Source organism: Desulfovibrio sp., from assembly GCF_035644575.1.
Taxonomy (GTDB): domain Bacteria; phylum Desulfobacterota; class Desulfovibrionia; order Desulfovibrionales; family Desulfovibrionaceae; genus Desulfovibrio.
This window is the reverse complement of record NZ_DASQOG010000109.1, coordinates 1-2,858: the sequence shown is the minus strand read 5'-3', so window position 1 is coordinate 2,858 and position 2,858 is coordinate 1. Positions and strand designations below refer to the sequence as shown.

General features: G+C 56.8%; 2 protein-coding genes. Both read right to left on the bottom strand.

What is annotated here, in order from left to right:
* Positions 1-265: 265 nt before the first annotated feature.
* Positions 266-1,858 carry a methyl-accepting chemotaxis protein gene (locus VEZ52_RS06290; protein WP_324836065.1) on the bottom strand — a complete coding sequence of 531 codons (1,593 nt, stop codon included), beginning with the start codon at positions 1,856-1,858 and terminating at the stop codon, positions 266-268.
* Between the two features lie 354 nt (positions 1,859-2,212).
* On the bottom strand, positions 2,213-2,824 hold the full coding sequence (gene recR, locus VEZ52_RS06285) for a recombination mediator RecR (protein WP_324836066.1): 612 nt from the start codon (positions 2,822-2,824) through the stop codon (positions 2,213-2,215).
* Positions 2,825-2,858 lie beyond the last annotated feature (34 nt).

Sequence of the window (2,858 nt, the reverse complement as noted above, 5' to 3'; positions counted from 1 at the left end):
ACCACCTCCGAGGGGCCTCAGGGAGTGCGCAAACGGCGGCGAGCGCGGGAAAATCAGCGCCATTGGTTGGGCGCGAACAATATGTAAGTCCTTCTCCGTTATCGTCCAGAGCGGTTAGGCAAAAAAAATCAAAAAACTTGCGCAAGTGGTGGTTTGCGAACGTAACCCTGACGTTTTTTACCCGCGGGCAGCGCAAAAAAAGCCGCCGGAAGCGTATTCCGGCGGCTGATTTATATCAGGGGCTGGTGCCCGGTTATTTCCCGGACTACGCCTTGGCAGCGTGTTTTTTATCGTCTTTGCGGATGTCGTCAAGGATGCCCGTTACAATATTGACCTGAGCGGCAAGGTCGCGCACCTGACCTGCGGCGGCATTGGTGGCCTCGGCAATGCGTGCGCTCAGCGTGTTGACCTCGGCAATATTGCGGTTGATTTCTTCCGAGGCCGCCGACTGCTGTGTGGCTGCCGTGGCAATGGCGGAAACCCGGCTGCTGGAATCGCCAGCAAGATTTGAGATAAGGTCAAGCGAGTGCCCCGATTCCTGCGCCATGTGGCTCACTTCCTCAATGGAATTGACAGTGTGATCCACGGTGGTGGCGCTTTTGCTGGTGCCTTCCTGAATGGCGGCAATGGCTTTTTCCACCTCGCTGGTGGCGCTCATGGTTTTTTCGGCCAGTTTGCGCACTTCGTCCGCCACCACGGCAAAACCGCGACCGGCATCGCCAGCGCGGGCGGCTTCAATGGCGGCGTTAAGGGCAAGCAGGTTGGTCTGGTCGGCAATGTCGCGGATAAGCGTCAGTACTGCTCCAATATCCCTTGCCTGTTTGTCCAGCGTGCTCATTTCGCCCTTGAGGCCAGAGGCCTTGCCCTGCACTTCCTGCATGTTCTTGATGGTGCGCAGCACAATGTCCGCGCCTTCCTGGGCGTGCCCTTGCACGGAATTGGCCGCATCGGCAGCGCCATCGGCATTGTGGGCCACTTCAAGCACGGTGGAGTTCATTTCGTCCATGGCAGTGGCGGTTTCGGCCATGCGGTCGGCCACCGTGCCGGACTTGTCGCGCACATCGTTGAGCGACTTGTCGAGAGTATTGGCGGCATGCTGCAATGTTTCCACAACGCCCTCAAGCTGGTTCACAGTTTCCATGCGGGCTTTGTGCGCGGCCTGCTCGGCCTTCTTTTCAAGGACAATGCGCTCGGTGATGTCCTCGCCGATTTCCACATGACCCACAACTTTGCCGCGCCGATCCTGCAAATAGTCGAGCATGATCTTCATGGTCTTGCCATTGGGCATCTCATTGAAAACCTGCTTGTTCCCCAGGCGCAGCTGCTCAATGCCGCATTGCGGCGTGTTGCAGATATTGCCCTGCTTTTCAGAACAGTGCTTGCCCACAACATCGCCCTGACAGGATTTATTCATGCTTTCAAGCGCGACCTTGTTGCAGAATGTCCAGACCATGTCGTTATCTGTTACCGAAATGGAGAGGGGCAGGGTGTTGAGTATGCTCTCATACCAGTGGGCCTGGCCTTCGAGCTTGGCTACCATCTCTTGCAGGGCCGAGGCCATGTGGCCCAGGCAGTCGGTACGGTCTATATCCAGCTTGGCTTTTTCATCGCCTGCGGCAATGGCCTTGGCGTAAAGCACAATTTTGCGGATGGGGCAGAGCCTGTTGCATATAAAGAAGGAGCCAGCAACAGCTAGCAGGAGTGTAAAGCCGCCGCCAATCAGCAGGGCTTTCAGGGCGGCAGCGCCGGACAGGGCATCGCCCAGAACCATATTAAACCCGATGAGCATGGCCATACAGGCCAGCACGAGACCCGCGACAAAAACAAAGATGATGCGATAAGCCAAAGTCATGTTCATGGAATGGAACCTCATCCTGCGCCTTTGATTTGCTGGCAAACGCCATTCGGCCCGGGCGCTGTCAGTTGGCCTGTGCAAAGCAATGCAGCGCGCAGACAGAAACCATCCCACTGAGATTCCTGAAAGTTTTTACGATGCATGTGTCTTTGGCAAAACATGTAGCATATATTATTTATCTAATAGTATATGCCAGAAGGCAGAAAAACAAGGGGATTGTGCAAATGTGCACAAATCACATGCGTATTGCAGGGCAACGCAGACAATCTCCGTGTTGCCCTTCTTACGGCAGAATCATCGAAAAATTTATAGCGGAGTGAAAAAAAAGACGAGTCGCTGAGTTGGATATGCGGGATGTCAGGAGAGATCCTGCCGGAATTGCAGGGATTGTCGCAGGGTTTCCTTGTCCATAAATTTTACTTCGGCCCCAAGGGGAATCCCCTGCGCAAGACGCGAAACGCGCACGGCGGGGAACTGCCTGCGCACCATCTGCCGGATGAAGGAAGCCGTATTCTCTGCCTCAAGCGTTGCGCCCAGGGCCAGAATAAGCTCCTGCACCTCGCCTTCGCCCAGGCGTTTCACCAGCCGGTCCATGTCCAGACTGTCGGAATCCATACGCTCAAGAGGGGCGAGCAGGCCGCCCAGTATCAAATACTGGCCGTGATAAAAGCCGCCTTCGTCCAGCGTGAGCATGCTGTCCCATTCCGTGACAAGGCAAAGCGTATCACGGGCGCGCTCCGTATCGGAACAGACGGCGCAGGGGTCTGCGGAAGAAAGCCCGCCGCAGCGCGAGCAGAGGTGCAGATTGTCGCGCAGGTCGTGGATGCCGCGCCCAAGACGCCGTGTTTCGGCTTCCGGCCATTTGAGCAGGGCCATGGCGGCCCGCATGGCGGATTTGGGGCCAAGGCCCGGCAGACGCGAAAGCTGCTCTACCAGGGCCTTGAGCGGTTCGGGAATCCGATCGTGCATGGCTCTAGAAAAGGCCGGGCAGCTTGATGCCGCC